Below are 17,472 nucleotides of genomic sequence, written 5' to 3'. Positions count from 1 at the left end.
GCCCACAGCAAGCTGCCGAGATGAAGGGGGAGCGGCATGGCTACGGGGGGATGGGGACCGGGCAACGGCCCCGGTCAAGCGGGCGGCAACGGACCGGGAGGCCTGGGCGGCTGGGGCACCCCCCACGGACCACCGCAGGGCGATCCGTATGGTCCACCACCACCGAATCCAGGCCCGTACCCGAACCAGCCTGCGTACCCCTACGGCCCCCAGCCCACGAGGCCCCCCGCCAGGCGTTCCCGTGGCTGCCTGTCATACCTCTCACTCTTCGGGTTGGTTTCCGCGATCCTGCGCTCCGCGCACCGCGTCGCCACCAGGCTCTTCGCGCAGGAGGGTGAAGGCCGGATCGCGGACCGCGCCGTAGACCGCGTTCAACTGGCCCGCACGGTGCTCGGTGCTGCCGCCACCATCGCCCTGATCCTCGCCTACAACGTGGACCGCAACCGCTGGGAGGACGCGGCCTGGGGCGGCGTCGCCAACCTCATCGTCGCTCCGTTCGTGCTGCTCATCGCCGGACCTTTGGTCATCCTCGGATTCATCTCCTACGCGCCCCCGCACCTGCGACCGCATCTGCGCTCCCGCTTGCGCGCTCCGCTCACCGCGGTCGGCTGGTACGTGCTGACGTTGGCCGTCATCGGCGGAATCCTCGTTCTTACGGCCCAGATCGACGACCGCGACGGGAGGAGCTGGTGGGAATACGTACTGGCCGTCGCCGCGCTCATCGTCATCGTGTGGGGTCTTCCCTTTTTCTTGCTGGCGTCGCTGTACTCAGCCCGCACTGCCTTCAACAGCGCCCAGGTCCACCCAATGTTGCCGCCCGTCCTCACCATGGCGCTGGTGTGGGTGTTCGCGGTCTTCAACCTGATTGGCGACGGCATGCCAGGGGGCCCGCCCGTCGTCCAGTTCAGCTCCATGTTGGGGGGACCGCTGTCGGTAACGGCCGCTTCGCTGTGGGAACTGCGGCGGATGAAGTCCCGTTTCGGCGTCACTCTGCGCGCCTGAATCGGCTTCGGCGCGCCCCGCTCGCTGACGCGCCGCGTGGCGTGCGGCTTAACTGATCGTCTCTGGCTCAAGGGCCGATGCTGAAGAGGCAGGGGACAGCACCTTCGATTAACTGGCTATCGACTGGCACCAAGTGCTGAGCCAGCCGGAGCCCGAAGCGTTCGCGTGGAAGGTGGTCAAAAACCGCACCATCGATGTTGCCCGGGCCCGCGGCCGACGCCCTCGCATCGTGGACGTCGCCTCGTTCGAGACCCGCGCCATGCACAAGGCGGTCGATCCCAACGGGGAACTAGGCCGCGTATCGATAGTGGATCTTGCGCGATGAATGATCTCGGTTCATGGGTCGGCGAGATCTCCCGGACGAGCAGTGGGCGGTGCTGGAGCCGTTGTTGCCGAAGGGGACGAAGGCGGGGCGACCGCCCGTCTGGTCCCGGCGGCAGCTGATCGACGGCATGCGGTTTCGGGTGCGGACCGGTGTTCCGTGGCGGGACTTGCCCACCGATTACGGGCCGTGGGGCCGTATCTACCACCTGTTCCGCCGATGGCAGCGGAACGGCACCTGGCAGCGGATTCTCACCCGCCTTCAGGCCCTGGCCGACGCGAAGGAGGCGATCACCGGGGACCTGGGCGTCGATTCCACGGTGTGCCGCGCTCACCAGCATGCGGCCGGGGCCGGGAAGCGGGGTGACCTGTAGAAGGAACCGCCGGGCGGCGTGTTCACCGAGCCCGGTGATCACGGGCTCGGACGCTCGCGCGGCGGGTTCACCACCAAGCTGCACCTGGCCGTCGAGCAGGGTCAGAAGCCCATGTCGATCGTCGTCACGGCCGGGCAGCGCCGGGACTCACCGCAGTTCGAACCCGTGCTGGCGAAGCTCCGGGTGCCCCGCATCGGTCCGGGCCGTCCCCGCGTTCGTCCCGATCGGGTGCGGGCTGACAAGGCGTACGCCTCCCACAAGAACCGTACCTACCTGCGCCGACGCGAGATCCGCTGCACCATCCCGGACAAGGCCGACCAGGCACACAACCGCCAGGAGCTTGGCTCCCGCGGCGGTCGGCCACCAGGCTTCGACCCGGTCGACTACCGCGAGCGTCACGCGGTCGAGTGCGGAATCAACCGTCTCAAGAGCCACCGCGCTGTCGCTACACGCTACGACAAGCTCGCCGTCCGCTACGAGGCGACCGTTCTCGTCGCTGCCATCAACGGGTGGCTGTGACCCTCCGCCGTCACGCGGGGGGATCGATCCACGTTCCACGCCACAGGCAGATCACCGCCGCAGGAGACACAGGTGAACGGTTCGACCAGCTCCGCCGCCGATCGCCCAGCGATCCAGCTGGCGAGATGTCTGAAGCGTGACGTCGGCTGCTTCCCCTACCGGCGGGGGGTCTCCTGCACGCTGAGCACCAACCCGTCCTGCATTACGGCAGTCACCACCCGCTCGTCCACGACGGAGCCGTCCACGAGGTGGCGCTCCAGGAACCGGTGCACCTCGGGGGTGATGCTGGTGACTTCCTCGATCTGGATCGACAAGCCAGGCTGGCTGCCGCCTGCGCCACGCAGCGATTCCCGCAGCGTCTCAAGGTCGAGAATCGCTCCGTCGGTCGTCACCAGCGCGAAGGACTCGTGGTGGGCGCCCAGGAAGGCGTCGAGGCTTTCGGCCTTTCCGTCCCCCAGCCAGGCGGCCAGATGGTCGTGGTGCCGGGTCAAAGAGTTTCCGTTCATCCCTCAACTGTGCCAGTTGCTGCCTGCCGGCCGCCGGGTGGGAGCGATGTCGTACCAGGGCGAACGACGGCCGATGCGGCACCGGTCCCCGACACGGAGACAGGCATCGCACCGGCCCTCATCAGCTGCTCCGCCAGGGCTGACGAGGGCCGGTTCGCACTCGCAGCAGTTCGCAGGAAGGCTTCGGCGATCGGCTTTCGATACAGAGCACCTAGGGCCTGTGTGACGTTGTGATCAGCCAGTTGCCTTCAGTAGGTCGTTGATTCAGATCATTGAGGCTCGGAGGCGGAGACCGGACCGGCGAGGTAGCTCTCGGGCGTCTTGTCGTATCGAGTCGCGATGCCCCGCCAGGCTTTCAGCTTGTTGATGAGCTGCTCGACGGTGTTCCGCTCTTTGTGGAGATCGCCGTCGTGCCATGTGGGACGGCCGGTCCGAGGCTTTGCTTCTTCCGGTTGGCGGCCTCAGCGATCATGCCGTTCAGTAGTGCGGTAAAGACGCCGGCGTCCCGCCAGACCCGGAAGCGGCCGTAGACCGTCGGCCACGGGCCGAACTCGCCCGGCATCTCCCGCCACCGGCTGCTGGTGCGGCACCGCCAGATCCCCCCTCGAACCGCTCCCGCAGCCGCTCGGGGTACGGACCGTACTCACCTATCAGCAGGAACGGTTCGATGAACTCCCCTTGCACGTCGCTGAGTTGCTACGTGCTACACCCAGTGTCCTGCCAGGCCCTGCCCCCGCGCGGGACCAGAACCCGGAAGCGATCACGACCCCACACAGGCCCCAGTCCGCACACTTCCGCGCCGGTAGTCACAGTCGATGCCTACCCCTCTTGCAGGTCAAGGCAGTTGAAGGTACCGACCCCTGGACGCGAACCTACCCAGAAGGATGACTTCAAGGAATAACTTTTCTTTGCAGTTAACCAGGGGGAATTCTCATGTCTGCTCCGATCGTCGACTTGACCGGTGACAACGCCGCCGAAGTGGTGAAGGACTGGGACACGCTCCGCCACGTGGTCACCGCCAACGGCGGTGTTTCGCGCGTCGTCATGTGGCTGCTGCGAGACTTGGAGGAGAAGGGACGCCTCGGCGTTCACGTCCGCTCGGCCATCAGCCGAAGGCTCGACAGCCTCGGTCTCGCCCACCTCCCAGTGGACCTCCCCTCGGACCAGTACGACATCATCACTGTCTACAGGCGCGGCACAGCTTCCGCGACAGTCATCGATGCGACCTACCACAACGGCAACAGCGAAGAAGCAGAAACTGCACTTCGCCGCCTTAACACGTCCCAGGACGCGGAGAAATTGGAAGCAGTAACCGAGAAGGTGGCAGAGCTGACTGCGATCCTCGAAGGGGTTCGGTATCCAGAGGGGAACAAATGAAGAGTGCAGTTCGACAAAGCGGCTATGGCCGCTTTACTCGCGATGATACTGATCCCGGCGACCCTGACCACTGCGACGGCGGCCGACGCCCAGCCCGCGACCACGGCGGCTATGCCACGGGTGACAATCGGCATACAGACCGCCGATGCGCAGAAGGTTCGCGACTTCTGGACGCCGGCTCGTATCAAGCGGGTTCACGCGTGAGTTGACCAGGCGCCGAACTCCGTCGGCACTTCCCGCCATCGCCCACCCGTCTTGAACCGCCAGCTCACGCCCTCGAACTTCTCCCGCAGCCGCTTAGGGTACGGGGCCGTGCCCTGAACGGCCTTCGTCGTGGTCACGTGCACCTTGGTCGGAGCACATGATTAGGCGAGGGTTGCCTCCGCGTTCGGCGAACTTTCAGGTGAGCGGTGCCGTTTGAGGTGCCGTTTGAGGTCGGGGGAACAGAAGTACGCCTACGGGGCAAGCTCAGGCCAGGGATTCGAAGTATGCCTTCTGCGCGGGGTAGTAGTCCTTGAAGTCAGGTCGTGGTCCGCCTGTGCGTGCGGCGGTGAGCATGTCCAGGTAGTACTCCCAGCCGGGGCCGGTTTGGCCGGGGTGCTCCGTGGGGGCGAGGTGGTGGATCAGTTGGAGTTCGGTGGTGCCGTCGTTCTCGGTCAGCAGCAGTTCTATCGACCAGGATGCGGTGTCATCTTCCATGGAGACGGCGAGTCGGCGTGGGGGTTCGCAGGCTTCGATGCGCAGTGGACACCAGGGTGCCGACTCCTCAAACACCAACTGCACCTCGATGGTGCGGCCGGCTGCCGCCTGGCCGCGCCATGGGCCGAACCAGCGGGCGGTGCGCTCCGGTTCGGTGACACTTGCCCACACGTCGTCGGCGCGGGCGCGGTAGCTGCGGGTAAGGATCAGGTCGTGCCCCGTCGGTGTGGGGATGAGTTGTCCGGTGGGCTGGGGGGTCATGCTGTGTCCTCCTTGGAGTGGTGCGCGGTGGCCTGATCGTTGGTGGGCTCGGTGCGATGACGGTCTCGTCGGGTGCGGTGGACCTCCATCTCCAACGCGGCCAGGTGCTGAGGCCAGTTGACACGTTGGGTGTCGAACTGAGTGAGCCAGGCGGTGAGGTCACCCAGCCCGGGGCGCAGGAGGCAGTACCGCCGGTGGCGTCCGATCTGTTCGTCCTGGACCAGGCCGCTCTCTCGTAGCACGCGCAGGTGACGGCTGACCGCGGGTCGGCTGATGGTGAACCGGGCAGCGATGTTGCCTGCCGTCAGCGGGGTCCGGCGCAACATCATCAAGATCTCCCGGCGCACCGGATCGGCGATGGCGTCGGCCACCTTGCTCAGATCGTCCACACCCAAAGCGTAACCCATAAGTTACGCGTCTAACGCGTCAAGATGGCCAACCCCAGGTCGAACTCGGCTCCACGTCCACGAGGAGCCACCCGCGCACCGCGCCACACACTGGTACGCCCGTATCGGCAGGCCGACCTCGACCACCTCCTGAACACCCGCCATCGACCGGCCAGTCGTCCACACCACGCCGTACGGACGCCGCTCCCCGCTGGCCCCCCTACCTCCCCACGAGGAGCCCCACGCCGCACGAACCGCCTTCGCCCGGCAGGCGGCGTTCTCCTGCGGCCGGCTGAGCCGGCCGCAGGGAGAGATTCACAGCTGTGAGCGAGTGACCTCTGATTGACTCCGCCGCTGGCCCGACGCGAAGACTGTGCCGAACCGCGTCCATCCTCGCCGACCCCCACGGGAAGCCTGATCACACCTCGACACGTGTACCTCGTGTGCTCATGCGCCATCACCCCAGGTGGGTAGGTTGCGGTGCCCGAAACACTGCGTACAGCAAGAGGTTTGGAGCCGGGGCACGAGCAGCTCGCTCGCCGACTACCACGCAACTCGCCAAGTGAAGTGCCTGGTCACACCCGATGAGACCGAGCAGCTCAGTTGACACCTGCGCACTTGAGTTGCCAGCGTGAGCGCTTCGGATGGCGTGCGGGGTACTCCCGCACGCCGCCGGTCTGGCGGTTTACGTGATTTCGACCCTTTCGCCTGAGCGGTGTTCCATGGGTGTCGTGCGCGGCGCAGTAGGAGACGCACGGTTTCGTGCGGAGCTGACGATAGGGGGCTTTCACAGTGGGCACGGTCGATGAGGTGCTGCGCGGCGCGGGCGATGCTTGCGAGAGGCATTTGCGGCGGTGGGTGGGATCGCTTGAGGGGCCCGTTGCTCAGGTGGCCTCCTATCAGTTCGGCTGGTCGGGGGAGGGCACACGGCAGGGCGGTAAGTACGTGCGTGCTGCTTTGACACTCGCATGTGCGCGAGCAGTTGGAGGTGCGGACCGGCGGGCGGTGCCGGCGGCTGCGGTAGTGGAGATGGTGCACAACCTGTCACTTCTGTACGACGACGTTTTCGACGGTGACACGGTGCGGCGCCACCGGACGGCCGCGTGGCAGGTCTTCGGCCCGTCGTCAGCCGCTCGGTCTGCGGACGCCCTGATGCTGACCGCGTTCGACGTACTGTCGGACACCGACGGGCCGAACGGGCCGGTGGTTCGTGAGGCGTCGGCCGCCCTGCTGGACGTGCTGATCCAACTGGCCGTCGGCGAGAGCCTGGACCTGGTCTTCGAAGGCCGGACCCAGGTGGCCCTGGCGGAGTGCCTGGAGATGGTCTCGGGCAAGACGGCCTCGCTGTTCGCCTGCGCCTGCCGGTTGGGTGCCCTCTACGGAGGCGCAGGCCCGGCCGCCATCGATCAGTGGGCGGCGTTCGGGCACGACCTCGGTATGGCCTTCCAACTCGTGGACGACCTGCTCGGCATCTGGGGCGACCCGACGCTGACCGGAAAGCCCGTCTTCAATGATCTGCAGAACCGCAAGATGTCGGTGCCCGTGGTCGCCGCGCTGACCTCCGCGACCCCGGCCGGCAACGAACTCGCCCGCCGCTACTCGCGCCCCGGGAGCGATACGGCCGGCCTCGCCCGCCTGGTCGAGGAGGCGGGCGGGCGGCGCTGGACTAGCGATCGCGCCGCCCAGCACGCGACTGCCGCTCGCGACCGGCTGCACCGCCTCACAGCAGTCCCCGCAGCTCTCGAAGATCTCGAAGCGCTGTGCACGGTCGTCGTCAGACGCGTGCACTGACCGCCCACGGCGGCGGCCCGTCCATGAGGTGAGCGCGGCCCTGCTCGAACAGCTCGGCGTCCACCTCCTTGAGCCTGCGCAGTTCCCCGGGCTGGTGCAGGGCGTGCACGTGCGCGGGGGCCCCGGTGCCGCCGGCCGCCTCCAACAGGGCGTTCACAGCGAGGCGGGCGGCCTGGTTCGCGCCTTCCATCGTCGCCAGGTTCACCGGGGAGCGCACGTAGTCCCCGGCCATGAACAGGTTCGCCGCCGCCGTCACCGCCCGCGGGCGCGCCGCCCAGGAACCGGTGGTGTTGATCAGCAGCGGCTCGTCGTTGACGGCCGGCCCCGGCCCGTCCAGGTTCCGCACCGCCGAATCCAGCTCCCACGAGTGCAGCAACCCCTCGTGCAGGCGAATGTGACCAGCTCCGTTGAGCCCGTCACACAGCTGCGCCCAGACCTCCGCCGCGATCTGCGCCCGGCTGCACTCACGGGCCGGCTTACCGTACAAGATGCCCGGGGTGTCCCAGGAGGAGATGTCCACCGACAGGCAGTCGGCCACCGTCCCGTCCCCGTAGGTGGCGGGGAAGTCGCAGTCCCAGAACTGGGCCTGGCTGATCGAGGTGAGCGCCCAGGGCGAGTCCAGGAACAGGACATGGCCGTGGGTGACCGGCACCGGCTGAGTCAGGTAGAACTGCATGCCGACCATCCAGTCCGTGTGCAGGCCCGTCACACTCTTGAGCTCAGCGTCAGCCTCCGCCAGCCCGCGCTCCAGCAGCAGTCCAACACGATGGACCGGCAGCGCGCAGACATACCAGTCGGCTTCCAGCTCACGCCGCCGGCCGCGCGGGCCGCACACTTCGGCCCCGGTGACACGCCGACCGCTCAGGGTCAACCGCTCGACCCCCCAACCGAGTTCCAGCCGCACCCCCAGAGAATCCAGATGACGGACCCACGGGTCGATCCAGGCCGAACTAGTGGGACCGTTGAGGACCCGGTCCGCCGGCTGCAGTTCCTCGCCCCGGCCGAGGAACCCGTAACTGAAAGCCTCAAGAAACCCGCCGACCGTGTGCGCACTACAGACCTCGGCCCGTGCCGCGACCACCGTACGGGTCGCGCCCACCACACACGCCTTGATGTACTCCTGCGAAGCACCGTCAGCCGCGGCGAAATCCCACCACGAGGTCGCCTCCCACTGACCCAGCCGCCGCTCATCACTGCTCGTCATGTAGACGAGCATCCGGTTCGCGAAGTACAGCAGCTCCTCGCTCGTCAGCCCCCTGCCGCCCGCCTCCAGCCCGACAGCACGCAAGAACTCCATCGGAGTACGAGCTCCCGCAGCCGCGGACACATCCGTGACCCGCTCACCCACCCGGCCCGAGCGCGCGGAAAGCATGAGCGTCGCCTCCCGCAGATTCCCCGCCACCCCTTCCGCGCTGCCCTCGACCGGTATCCGGCGCAGCGTGTCCGGCAGGCTGCGGTAGAAACCGGGGAAGAACCGGAACCCGTGCTCACTGGGCAGGTCGAACCGCCCGCCTTTGCCGGTCCCCGGCACCCAGGCACTGCGGGCCTTGCCACCCCAACCGGCGGGCTCCACCACCGTCACCTCGAAGCCGCGCTCCGCCAGCTCCATCGCCGCCGTCAACCCAGCCACACCACCACCCAGCACTGCGACCCGCAAACCCCGTCCCACTGACACCACCACATCCCTTACGGGGGCCACCGGCAAAAGCCCCCTCCACCCAGCCATGGTGAGTAGATCACGCCTCTGCACGGCGTCACATATCGCAGAGTCGTGCTCCATACGGTCGGATACGCACCTAGGTTGGCGAATGGTGTCAACGTGGTTCGTCCGTCATGCTGTCCGAGCTGTGCCGAGTGGGGGTGTGCCTCTATGTTCTTGTCGAGACGCCCGGGTTCGGTTGAGGATGGTTTGACTTGCTGGGGGCATGCGGCGAGTCGGGCGTTTTGGGGGACGCGAGGTACGTAAAAGTGCCGTCGGTGAGCTCCTCCAGGACGCATGAAGCCCTCGACCGGGGGCGGTGGGTGTCTCGTTGGCGTGGAAGGATTGTGCTTCAAGTGGCTGGGCGATGAACGTCAACCGCCCACTCAAACTACGGTGGGTGCAGTTCCGTTGGAGGGATGGCCTCATGTCTGATGAGCCGAGGGCGACGCGGGGTGTAGTTCGCCCTCGACACACTGACCGCAGCAAAAGCAAGGGGGAGCACATGAGTGAGCGGGATGTCGATGCGAGGGTCGAGGAGCTGACCCGGGGGTTGCGGCAGATGGCCGCAGGGCTGTTGGAGGCGTCGGCGAAGCATCCGGATGCCGTACGGGCGCGGGAGTTGTCGGTGGCGGCCCGGTTGCTGACGAACGACGTGCTGACGTGCCTGGACGGAGAAGCCGTCACCGGGTCCCAGGCGCGCCGGAGCGAGCCCGATGTGCAGGACGCTGATCCGTCGATGCGGAGCACGGTTGCCGGGTCTGGGTCGGCGCTCGAAGAATTGGTGGAGCTGTATCTGAATGACTACGACCGGAGCCTGCACGGCGACCCAGTGATGATCGCCCCGGACCTGCGACACGGGGGATGGGAGCATCTGCATCGAGTCAAGTTCGGACGCGGCAAGCCCTTCGAGGGCGCGCCGCTGTGGAATGACACCGTGTCCAGCCGAGGGAAGACGGTGGTGCGCGGCATGACCTCCAAGAGGGAGGTGTTGCGCCGCCTGCACCACAGTTACGTGACCCGGCGGGACCTGGACGGCCCGGAGGGCGAGCTGGCGGTTCGAATACTGCAGGGGTGCGAAGCGATCCGGCGCTGTCGCGTGATCAACGACGGCGACTTCGTCAAAACGTCGGCTCTAGAGGTGAAACTGATGGACCTGAAGTGGCGGGCGCTGGTGATCGCCGCGGGTCGGAGCGAGCACGCCGGCGCCCAACTCCTCACCCGGCTCCGGCAACTGGAGGTTCTGGCTGCCGCGGTCCTCAAGCTGGACGCGGCGTTCCGGCAGCACAACAACGACCCCTCCATGGGCACCCGAATTGCCGGGGCCGCGTACGGGCTGAAGGCGCTCCTCCACCACTGGCCGCTGGAGGAGTCGGTCGCGGATTCATGCCACTTTGCACCGTAACGCCCGGATGGAGCGCGATCGGTAGGAAGCCGCCGCCCCGCTCACGCTTTGGTGCGAGCGCGGCCGTGCGGCCCGCGGACTGATGTGGGCAGCCGCGACCTGATGCTGTCGGCCAGCAGCAGCGCACCGAACTCACCGATCAGCCGGGCCAGATCGGGGCCATCGGCGTGAAACTCCGCGAGCGCGGCCTCGCCACGCTCGCTGCCCTGCTTCTATCAGTTCAGCTCCATGTGGCCGAGACGGCTCCTTGCTGTTCGCGGGCCGGGGCGCCTGCTGCGCCCGGTCGATCGCCCGACGGTGAGCGCCCGACTCTGTGGACAGAGGCCGCGCTCCCGGGAGTGGGCTATCGCCCGTGACGTCGGTCGCGGGTAGAGCGCTCAGCAGCCACATAGTCAAGGCGGAAGCGGACATCCATCGGCGCTGAGCGTCAGACCGCGGACAAGGGGCGGCTTCGCACGGTGGCCCTGGCCCGTGCGCCTCGCGTGTGCGGGCCGGACCTGTCACCGGTCCGGCCGCGACGGCTGGAAAAGCGCGAGGAAGGACGACCACCTCCCTCACCCCGCCGGCCCCGGCTGGCACCGCTGCGACAGCGAGCCCCACGGCGAGCCCCGCACCCAGTCCCACAGCTTCCAGCCGCCGACTGACGGTTGTTGCGGACCAGCTCCCCGATTCGGCTGCCGCGACCGGTTACAACTCCTCTTCTCCCCTGACGGATGTACCTGGGGAAGCGTCCCGGGGCCGGAAGACGGCGGCGAAGGCCGACACCGTCATCGCTGTCCACCAATCGCGGGCCGCCGACCACACTCCAGCCGGGGCTCTCGTGCCCGACGCGGTGGCGCTCCTGGCGACGGCTCCGGCGCGGTCGTGGAGATCGACCGCACCATGTCCTACGCCCGCCTCTCGCCACGCTGGAGCGATACGACGCGTACCGCAACACACCGCCGTCCGGCCGCGGGAACGCCCCCCGCGCCCCGCGCAACCACTGGCAGGAGATCTATGCCGGACCGCACCTGAACCAGCCTTCCCGCCGCTGCTGTTGGTCCTCGCTCCCGCCCCGCGCCGTGCTGCTCCGGATACGAGGGAGGTCGCCCTCCACGACCGCGCTAGCCGCCTCTCGCACGTGAACTACCGGAAGGCCGTGGCAGCGACGACTTCGCACCAACTCACCCATGACGGGGCCGACCGGTGTGGCGGGTCGTCGGACACGGCGAGGAGCGGCGGGCGCTGACTGTGCTGCCCAAGCCGCGGTGAGCACGGCGGGCCCGCCCTCCAGCAGGCCGGGCCCGCCGGTAACGACCAGCGCCTCATTGGCTGGCAGTCCACCTGCCGTTGGCAGAGTGAGGACGCGCTATCCGTCCTGGTGGCCGACTGCGGAGAACGGCAGGCGCGCCCGCCGGGGGAGCGGGCCGCCTACGGGCTGGGGTGCTAGGCCACCGATCCGCGTCGTGACGCGGACGAGCAGTTCGGGCATCCGCGGTTCAGCGCCGGCGAACTCGCTAACCGCATCGATGTCGTCGGCCTGGACGGCGCGGAGGTAGATGCAGGCGCTGATGGCCGCGTGCGGGGTCACCGGGGCGACCGGCGCGGTGTCGGGCATGACGACGGCTCCTCCCGGACGGGCCGCCCCGCTGCTCGCGGTGACCTTGGAACCAATGCTCGGGTCGCTGCTCTGTGCACAGAGGACGCACACTGATGGTGAACGACCTGGCCTGCGACCGCGCCGCGATTTCCCTCGACCGTGTACGCGAACTCGTTCGACCTCGTGTAACCAATCCGATGGGGCACCACGTCTAGCGGGGCTGCCGGAGCGTGGGGCACGCTCAGCGTGGAAAGCCTTCGGACGCGGGGGGAAGAGTCGGCCGCGCCAGTGTCGGATGGGCGAGCAAGTCCCATGCGTAGTGACCGCTGGACTCCGATGGATCGACAGAATCGCTTGGGGTGGGGAGAGCACGTTGCCACAGAACGGTGACCAGGTAGATCGGATCGAAGCGCCGGGTTTAGCGCGGGGCGCGGTCATCGCGCAGTCCTTGGACAACCAATGGGTCACTGCGGAGCTGACCAAGGAGATGATCGCGAAAGGGCGGTCGCTGCGTGACGTCGATGGTGCACGGAGCTTGGATGTCCGAGCCGAATACTTCCGCAGCCTCATCAATACCCGACAGGTCGTCGTGAATCGGGTCTACTTCTACAACAACTTGGCCGTAAGCTGCGACTTCCTCGAAGAGGGTACATCGCGTCGCGCCCATCAGGACCTTCTTTGCAAGGGCGCGCTCGTCCCTTTCCTGCTTCAAGAGAGGGAACCGACCGATCGCCCGCTCAACGTGGATATCGATGAGACAGCCTTTGAGTCCTGGCGCGAGACCATCGCGGGCCTTCCCGCCACGGCAAGACTGAAGTGTGTGCGGCTGTCGTGGGATGACGTACAGAACAGGCAGGGCACTCGGGCCGCGTTATTCAATCCCTTCGCCGCCCGCGTACAAGGCTTAACAGCGAAGGACATGCGATTACTTGCGACGCAAGTCGGAGTACCTCAAGACAGAGCACACGACTTCGCCAGGGCGGTGGGTCGGCTTGTGGAGTACAGCAACGAGCTAAGGGTCGATGATAAGCCGGTCACTCGCAACGTACTGTACCAGCGATTCATTTCGGTGCCCGGTTCTCCAGTCAGCGATGGTAGGTACGATAAGAACAAGCCGTTCTCCGGAGAGATCAAACAGCTCCTGGATCTGATTTACAACGTCAACCTCGCTGACGCCATGGGGATGTATCCGCTGACCCCGGCCGGAAGCCTACGACGCTTAGCGTTGCAGGAGTGGAGGGACGTCCGCGGACAGTCATCGGGCCAGACCATCACCGACCCGGAAGCGCTGGTGTCATACCTGAAACGGCAGGCATTTGACACCGTACAGGCCGGCCTTACTCCAGCCGCGATTGACTCTCTTGAACTGGCGGACATTGTGTCGCTACGCGACACAGATGAGTGGAACACCTATATAGATGCTTTCGATCTCATCATCTCCGACCCGACCGCATTCAACGACCACGTGAACTCGGTTTTTCGCCATTATGTTGACCTCAACCGTAAACTGTCCGACCTCGCGAGTAGACGTACTGGCGACGCGAAAGAGTGGGCGCCTGTCATCGAAATCGTCGTTAATGTCGGGGGTGCTGTCTTCACTGCGATAACCGGAGATGAGACATGGTCGTTGACCGGGGCCGTAGGAACTGCGGCAGCCAGTACCTACGGTGGTTCCGTGCAACTGGTCCTTCGCAATCGTATTGCCGGGCACCGTGAACAGAAGTTCGCTCGGGAACTGGCCAACGTCCGATTTGATACGAAAAATGAATGGGAACAGTTCCAGCGACTCGTCGAGCGACTTCCCGGGTACCGACAGATTGCCTCCCCTGTGACAGCTACCAGCGCTGCCACCATGCAGGACGATAACCTCCCTCCAGAGTACTGAACCCTAAAAAGAGAGGCGAAATGACCCCTTACGGCAAGCTGCGTGCAGCGCGCCCCGACTTGTTCGTCAATCTTCCCGACGGGATTGAGATCCTTTTTGGCGAGGACGAAACCGAGGCAGCGCAACGCAGTGTCGGGGCGGATGCGAGCGAACCGGTCGGGATTGTGTACGCGGACCAGTTCGTCACCATTATGCGCGACGCGGTGCGCTTCCCTGGGGGCGCCTTGGGAATGTACCTACGGCTAGTACACACCTCCGCAACGCCCGGTGTCGTAATCCTTCCCGTCGTCGAGCCCGGTCAGGTCGTACTCATCGAGCACTACCGGCACGCCACTCGTGCCTGGCACTGGGAAGTTCCACGAGGTATGGGTTCTCCAGACACCTCCGCGGCCACTGACGCCGCACGTGAGCTTAGAGAAGAGATCGGCGCGCAAGCCAAGGAACTGATTTCCCTGGGAGATCTGCATCCCGACAGTGGGCTCCTCAGCAGTCGGGTCGAGCTGTACGCGGCACGCATTGACCGCACAGGTGCCCTGGACACCGCGGAAGGGATTCGGCGGACACTAACGGTTCCCTGGACAACGGTGGAGGAGATGATCGCAACTGGGAGCATCACCGACGCATTCACCATCGCCGTCTTCACTCGCGCACGCTTGGCAGGCTTGTTCACCGAGAATGAGTGAGCATATTCAGCGCTGTTGCCCCAGGGCGAGGACGGCTTGGAGCCCCTGAAGAAATGATCTTCGAGGTGGTTGGATAACTCCTGGAACGTTGATCCGGAGATGTGAGGTGGCTCGGCCGAAGCCGTGGGATGTCGATGACGAGTTGTGGGCGGTGATCGAGCCGCTGCTGCCCAGGGTGGAACGCCGGGCCCGTCATCCGGGGCGCAAGGGGCATCCGGACCGGCTGGTGTTCCAGGGAATCCTCCACACGTCCCCGCCTTGCTCATATTTCCGGTTGCATGAGCGGCTCATCGGTCGCCTGGCGCACCTGCTTCAGACGGAATCCCATCTCTCGGCGACGAATTACGCGGTCCTGGTCAACCTGACGGACGTGCCAGATGGGTACAAGGGCATCTATTACGATGCCCTGCCCGCAGATGGCCCTGAGTACACGGAAGACACGGTGGCCGTCATCGGAGAAGGAGACACCGCCGGACGTGCGGTAGACACCTTCGCCTCATGCGGCGCCGCGAAGGTCCACCTGATTATCCGGAGCACCTTCGCGGACGCACCCATGCTCGAAGCCATCAAGAAACTGGTCATGGACCGCGAGGAAGCGCAGCGGTGCCGGATCTGGGAAGAAACCGAAGTCGAGCAGTACAAGGGGGACACGTACCTCGACCAGTTGGTGCTCGGAATTAACAAAAAGTCAGGCAAGCCAAAGACCGAAACCGTAGATGCGACGCCGCCTTCGTGCTGATCGGCGGCAAGTCAAACACCAAGTGGCTGAAAGACGAAGATCTCGGCTTGTATCTCGACAGCGATGGTTTCGTTCAAACGATGACCATGGCTTTCGATAAAACCCAGATGCCTTTGGCGACCAACCTATCCGGTGTCTTCGCCGCCGCTGACGTGCGCACGGGAGCCACCCGCCGGATCGCCGCCGCCGTCGGTGACGGCGGAGCAGCCGCCTTGTCGATCTACCAATACAGCAAACACCACCCCTGACACGCTGGCTGGAGATAGTCCGGCCATCGGCCGACATCACCCACGTCGCGCCATGCAGGTGCAGGTAGCGCGCAGGTCGCTGGTCAGCGGAGAGCATCCGCAGTATCTCTGGTGCCTGCGGCGGCTGAGTAGCTGCGGCGAAACGCCGGACTGTTCGTGGCCATCGACGGCCGGGGATTGGTCGGTGGCCACCGACCACCCCACACCCGGGGTCGTACGAGGAGGCCCGCGCCCGACAGGCCGCCGCCAAGACCCACAGCGCCGAAGCCGCGGGCCGCACAGCCGGCCGAGGACGTCCCGGCCACGACGGTGGCCCCGGCTGTGCTGCCCGAACTGCGCCCGGCCACCGCCGTCATCCCCCGCAGCGCGGACAGTAGTGCCGACCCAGGCGCCGACTGATCGGCGGTTGCCGGTCCGGGGCGGCGTGGCCGTGCGCGGGGGGTCAGCTGGTCTCGTCGTGCAGGAATTCGGTGAGCGCCTTGCCGGGGCGGAAGGCGGCGGTGCCGTTCTCGCCGTGGAAGCTTCCGAAGCTCCCGAGGGTGACCGTCTCACCCTCTTTGAGCGCGCCGGCGATGACCCCCGGGCGGTCCACGGTTCCGAACACGGTGTCGAGTACCCGCTCGACCTCTTCCACAGCGAGCCGCCGCCCGCCGTCGTCCCCGACCGTCTCGTCCGTGGTGGTCCTGACCAACTGGGACTTGTCCATCCGTGGCACCCGCTTCCGTTCCGTTGTGGCTGTATGCCTTGCGCTCCACGATCGTGGCCGACCGGCCGTCGCGCACCTTCGGCCGGGCGTGCGGTTGGGCGCCGGGGTCACGGACGACACCCGGGCCCGACGCGGACGGCCGCGGGCGTGCCGGGCACGGGCGGGGCCAATCAGCGGATGGCACGATGCAGGCTCTTCCCCGGTGTGCCCAAGGTGGTCGTGTGCCGCCGGGGGTCGGGCGGCCCGGTCGCGGAGCGTGGAGTGGGAGTCGCCGGTGACGAACGTGAGCCCCTTGCGGGGACGGCTGGCCGTGGTCACTGGCGCCGCGCGCGGCGTGGGGGCCGCCACCGCGCGCGCGTTGTCGCGGCGCGGCGCCCGGGTGGCGCTGCTGGGCCGCGAAGAGGCGACGCTGGCGGCGGTGGCCGAGCGGTTGCCGGGTGACGCGCGGTGCTGGGAGGTGGACGTCACCGACGACGACGCCATGGCGCGGGTCGCCCAGGACATCCGGGACCGGATGGGCTCGCCGTCGGTGGTGGTCGCCAACGCGGGGATCGCCGAGGGTGGACCGTTCGTGACCTCCGACCCGGTGACCTGGCGCCGCACGGTCGAGGTCAACCTCATCGGCAGCGCCGTCACCGCCCGCGTGTTCCTGCCCGCGCTGCTCGACACCCGCGGCTTCTTCCTCCAGATTGGCTCCCTGGCCTGCTTTGGCACCTCGCCCCTGATGAGCGCGTACTGCGCGTCCAAGGCCGGTGTGGAGGCCATGGCGCACGCGCTGCGCGCAGAACTCGCGCATCGCGGCGTCGACGTGGGCATCGCTTACCTGAACTGGACCGACACCGACATGATCCACGACGCGGACCGGCACGCCGTGCTGCGGGAACTCCGGGCGCACATGCCGCGCCCTGCCAGACGGGTCCATCCCGTTGAGGTGGTCGCCGCGCGGCTGGTGGTGCAGATCGAACGGCGGTCGGCCACCGTGTACATCCCCGCCTGGCTCCGGGCCGTGCAGATGGTGCGGGCCGGGCTGCCCCCCGTGGTCGCCTGGATCTCCCGGCGGGAGCTGCCCCGGCTGGAGCGAGAGTCAGACCTGGCGGCCACGGGCTTGCTGGGCCTCGGTGGACACGCGGCCCGCGAGCGTGGCAGTTCCCCGGCCCCGCGCGGGCCGGGCCCCTCACCCACTCCCTAGCCCACGCCGTGCAGTGCCTGGAATCCGGGACCCACCCGGATACGGCCCCATCACCTGGCCCGACCACACCCTCGCCGAACGCCTCCAGCAAGCCACCCCCGCC

The 17,472-nt window shown here is 66.9% G+C and carries 18 protein-coding genes and 3 pseudogenes; 13 read left to right on the top strand and 8 right to left on the bottom strand.

Features of this window, described 5'->3' with window-relative positions; genetic code table 11:
* The first annotated feature begins 273 nt into the window (after nucleotides 1-273).
* The 3 genes and pseudogenes from FHS42_RS30360 to FHS42_RS30350 all read left to right on the top strand — a co-directional run bounded on the left by FHS42_RS30360 (nucleotide 274) and on the right by FHS42_RS30350 (nucleotide 2,216).
* Nucleotides 274-1,002: a hypothetical protein gene (locus tag FHS42_RS30360; protein WP_246495633.1), complete on the top strand. Its 729-nt coding sequence runs from the start codon at nucleotides 274-276 to the stop codon at nucleotides 1,000-1,002.
* Between the two features lie 133 nt (nucleotides 1,003-1,135).
* On the top strand, nucleotides 1,136-1,327 hold the full coding sequence (locus tag FHS42_RS30355; protein WP_184578060.1) for a hypothetical protein: 192 nt from the start codon (nucleotides 1,136-1,138) through the stop codon (nucleotides 1,325-1,327).
* Nucleotides 1,328-1,340: 13 nt separating this feature from the next.
* Nucleotides 1,341-2,216, top strand: a pseudogene (locus tag FHS42_RS30350) (IS5 family transposase).
* Nucleotides 2,217-2,371: 155 nt separating this feature from the next.
* Here the strand turns inward: FHS42_RS30350 and FHS42_RS30345 are convergent.
* Complete coding sequence (locus tag FHS42_RS30345; protein ID WP_184578057.1) at nucleotides 2,372-2,722, bottom strand: hypothetical protein; 351 nt, start codon at nucleotides 2,720-2,722, stop codon at nucleotides 2,372-2,374.
* 269 nt (nucleotides 2,723-2,991) lie between these two features.
* Nucleotides 2,992-3,406 (bottom strand): annotated as a pseudogene (locus tag FHS42_RS30340) (transposase).
* A gap of 249 nt (nucleotides 3,407-3,655) precedes the next feature.
* Here FHS42_RS30340 and FHS42_RS30335 point away from each other — a divergent pair.
* Both FHS42_RS30335 and FHS42_RS30330 read left to right on the top strand, forming a co-directional pair.
* The gene (locus FHS42_RS30335; RefSeq protein ID WP_184578055.1) at nucleotides 3,656-4,099 is read left to right on the top strand and encodes a hypothetical protein; all 444 of its coding nucleotides are present in this window, start codon (nucleotides 3,656-3,658) and stop codon (nucleotides 4,097-4,099) included.
* Nucleotides 4,100-4,102: 3 nt separating this feature from the next.
* A complete protein-coding gene (locus FHS42_RS30330) occupies nucleotides 4,103-4,303 on the top strand; it encodes a hypothetical protein (protein WP_184578053.1) in 201 nt (66 codons plus the stop codon).
* Here FHS42_RS30330 and FHS42_RS30325 read toward each other — a convergent pair.
* The 3 genes from FHS42_RS30325 to FHS42_RS30315 form a co-directional block, all read right to left on the bottom strand.
* Nucleotides 4,294-4,440 carry a transposase gene (locus FHS42_RS30325; protein ID WP_184578050.1) on the bottom strand — a complete coding sequence of 49 codons (147 nt, stop codon included), beginning with the start codon at nucleotides 4,438-4,440 and terminating at the stop codon, nucleotides 4,294-4,296. The genes FHS42_RS30330 and FHS42_RS30325 overlap by 10 nt on opposite strands.
* Nucleotides 4,441-4,567: 127 nt before the next feature.
* Nucleotides 4,568-5,059 carry an SRPBCC family protein gene (locus FHS42_RS30320; RefSeq protein ID WP_184578045.1) on the bottom strand — a complete coding sequence of 164 codons (492 nt, stop codon included), beginning with the start codon at nucleotides 5,057-5,059 and terminating at the stop codon, nucleotides 4,568-4,570.
* Entirely contained in the window at nucleotides 5,056-5,448 is a 393-nt protein-coding gene (locus FHS42_RS30315) for an ArsR/SmtB family transcription factor (protein WP_312867100.1), read from the bottom strand. The genes FHS42_RS30320 and FHS42_RS30315 overlap by 4 nt, the downstream gene beginning before the upstream one ends.
* A gap of 789 nt (nucleotides 5,449-6,237) precedes the next feature.
* Here FHS42_RS30315 and FHS42_RS30310 point away from each other — a divergent pair.
* A complete protein-coding gene (locus FHS42_RS30310) occupies nucleotides 6,238-7,236 on the top strand; it encodes a polyprenyl synthetase family protein (RefSeq protein WP_184578039.1) in 999 nt (332 codons plus the stop codon).
* On the opposite strand, the gene FHS42_RS30305 is transcribed toward FHS42_RS30310, so the two are convergent.
* Nucleotides 7,220-8,962 carry a hydroxysqualene dehydroxylase gene (locus FHS42_RS30305; protein ID WP_281392900.1) on the bottom strand — a complete coding sequence of 581 codons (1,743 nt, stop codon included), beginning with the start codon at nucleotides 8,960-8,962 and terminating at the stop codon, nucleotides 7,220-7,222. The genes FHS42_RS30310 and FHS42_RS30305 overlap by 17 nt on opposite strands.
* A 478-nt stretch (nucleotides 8,963-9,440) precedes the next feature.
* Between FHS42_RS30305 and FHS42_RS30300 the strand changes: the two genes are divergently transcribed.
* Nucleotides 9,441-10,340: a hypothetical protein gene (locus FHS42_RS30300; protein ID WP_184578032.1), complete on the top strand. Its 900-nt coding sequence runs from the start codon at nucleotides 9,441-9,443 to the stop codon at nucleotides 10,338-10,340.
* A 1,348-nt stretch (nucleotides 10,341-11,688) separates the two neighbouring features.
* Here the strand turns inward: FHS42_RS30300 and FHS42_RS38825 are convergent.
* Complete coding sequence (locus tag FHS42_RS38825) at nucleotides 11,689-11,937, bottom strand: hypothetical protein (RefSeq protein WP_184578262.1); 249 nt, start codon at nucleotides 11,935-11,937, stop codon at nucleotides 11,689-11,691.
* A 355-nt stretch (nucleotides 11,938-12,292) separates the two neighbouring features.
* On the opposite strand from FHS42_RS38825, the gene FHS42_RS30290 reads away from it, so the two are divergent.
* From FHS42_RS30290 to FHS42_RS30275, 5 genes and pseudogenes are all read left to right on the top strand, one after another.
* A complete protein-coding gene (locus FHS42_RS30290) occupies nucleotides 12,293-13,804 on the top strand; it encodes a hypothetical protein (protein ID WP_184578030.1) in 1,512 nt (503 codons plus the stop codon).
* Nucleotides 13,805-13,824: 20 nt separating this feature from the next.
* Nucleotides 13,825-14,487 (top strand): NUDIX hydrolase, encoded by a 663-nt coding sequence (locus FHS42_RS30285; protein ID WP_184578027.1) that lies wholly within the window; start codon nucleotides 13,825-13,827, stop codon nucleotides 14,485-14,487.
* A gap of 106 nt (nucleotides 14,488-14,593) precedes the next feature.
* Nucleotides 14,594-14,731, top strand: a pseudogene (locus FHS42_RS38820) (IS5/IS1182 family transposase); the annotation flags it as partial.
* Nucleotides 14,714-15,226: an NAD(P)/FAD-dependent oxidoreductase gene (locus FHS42_RS36385; protein WP_312867108.1), complete on the top strand. Its 513-nt coding sequence runs from the start codon at nucleotides 14,714-14,716 to the stop codon at nucleotides 15,224-15,226. The pseudogene FHS42_RS38820 and the gene FHS42_RS36385, both read left to right, overlap by 18 nt.
* Complete coding sequence (locus FHS42_RS30275) at nucleotides 15,220-15,474, top strand: hypothetical protein (RefSeq protein WP_184578024.1); 255 nt, start codon at nucleotides 15,220-15,222, stop codon at nucleotides 15,472-15,474. The genes FHS42_RS36385 and FHS42_RS30275 overlap by 7 nt, the downstream gene beginning before the upstream one ends.
* 442 nt (nucleotides 15,475-15,916) lie before the next feature.
* Here FHS42_RS30275 and FHS42_RS30270 read toward each other — a convergent pair whose 3' ends face one another.
* Nucleotides 15,917-16,180, bottom strand: coding sequence for an HU family DNA-binding protein (locus tag FHS42_RS30270; protein WP_184578021.1), 264 nt, complete (start codon nucleotides 16,178-16,180; stop codon nucleotides 15,917-15,919).
* A gap of 274 nt (nucleotides 16,181-16,454) precedes the next feature.
* On the opposite strand from FHS42_RS30270, the gene FHS42_RS30265 reads away from it, so the two are divergent.
* Entirely contained in the window at nucleotides 16,455-17,369 is a 915-nt protein-coding gene (locus FHS42_RS30265) for an SDR family oxidoreductase (RefSeq protein WP_184578018.1), read from the top strand.
* The last annotated feature ends 103 nt before the right edge of the window (nucleotides 17,370-17,472 follow it).

Source organism: Streptomyces zagrosensis (genome assembly GCF_014203645.1).
In the GTDB taxonomy this organism is placed as follows: domain Bacteria; phylum Actinomycetota; class Actinomycetes; order Streptomycetales; family Streptomycetaceae; genus Streptomyces; species Streptomyces zagrosensis.
This window is presented reverse-complemented; position numbering and strand designations above follow the sequence as displayed.